The following is a 1,115-nucleotide window of genomic DNA, read 5'->3' on the forward strand; positions in this document are numbered from 1 at the left end:
GTCCTGCAGCGGCACGTTGCTGCGGAACTCGTCCCAGAACACCGCGATCTCGGTCTTGCCGTCGGCCGCCACCAGCCGGCTGACCTGCGGCGTGATGACCTGCTTCAGCTCGCTCGGCAGGGCGGCGAAGGACTCGCCGCCGGCCTTCGCGGCGAGTCCCGACAGAGCCGCGGCGGGGAAGGCCGCCGCGGCCACGACGACGCCGGAGAGCAGCCCGCAGAGCGCGAGAAGCCCCGCATTCGTGACGAATCTTCGGTCGGTTCGGCGCATCGGGTCCCCGTGGTCGGACGTGTGGCGGTCGGGCCGGAGAGTACCTAGGCGGCGCAACATCACCAGTGGACGTTTTCCGCCCGGCCGCGCGCATACCGCCGCGCGCTCCGGGTAGTCGGTCCACCACTGACTACCCGGAGTGAGGAGACGCGTGGCCACTCCATCCGCCTCGACACCACCACAGGACCGGCCGGGTCACGGTCTCCGGGACGACCTCATCGCGCTGGCGGGGACGCCGGACGACAACTCCGGCGTGCCGGGGCTGCTGCGGTCGATCGTCCAGTACGCCGCCGATCTGCTGCCGCCGGTCAGCTATGCCTCGGTGACCACGCACGAGGAGGGTTCCTACGCCACCGTCGCGATGAGCAGCGAGGTGGCTCTGGCCGTCGACGATGCCCAGTACGCGGACGGGACCGGCCCCTGCCTCGACACGTTGCAAACCTCGGATCCGGTTGCGGTGCCACGGATCGACGCCACCGTCAAGTGGCCGGGTTTCCGCTCCGCGGCCCGCCGGCTCGGCCTGCGGGCGTCGTTGTCCATCCCCCTGGCGGCGGGTCGTGGGGTGTCGATCGCCGCTCTGAACCTCTACGGCCGGGACGCCGCGGCCATGGCGCCGTTGAGCGCGGCAGTGCTGGCGACCTTCGAGAGCACCGGTGAGGACGGTCTGGAGGCACGGCTCGGCGACCTCGGATCCGGACCGCTCGAACTTATCGAAGGGCTGATCGGCGCGTCCCGGGTGCGTGCCGAGATCCAGCGGGCGCTCGGCATGATCATGGCCACGAAGCGCACGAACACCAATAAATAAAACTGCAAATAACGACAACATCAATAGCGATTTAAAGTAC

General features: G+C 69.1%; 1 protein-coding gene and 1 pseudogene. One reads left to right on the top strand and one right to left on the bottom strand.

Annotated features, from left to right (window positions below):
- Positions 1 to 270, bottom strand: a pseudogene (locus AB0M20_RS45090) (glycosyl transferase); the annotation flags it as partial.
- Positions 271 to 421: 151 nt separating this feature from the next.
- Between AB0M20_RS45090 and AB0M20_RS45095 the strand changes: the two are divergent.
- Positions 422 to 1,075 (top strand): GAF domain-containing protein, encoded by a 654-nt coding sequence (locus tag AB0M20_RS45095; RefSeq protein WP_364307782.1) that lies wholly within the window; start codon positions 422 to 424, stop codon positions 1,073 to 1,075.
- Positions 1,076 to 1,115: the final 40 nt, after the last annotated feature.

Origin of the sequence: Actinoplanes sp. NPDC051633, from assembly GCF_040681735.1 — a bacterium.
In the GTDB taxonomy this organism is placed as follows: domain Bacteria; phylum Actinomycetota; class Actinomycetes; order Mycobacteriales; family Micromonosporaceae; genus Actinoplanes.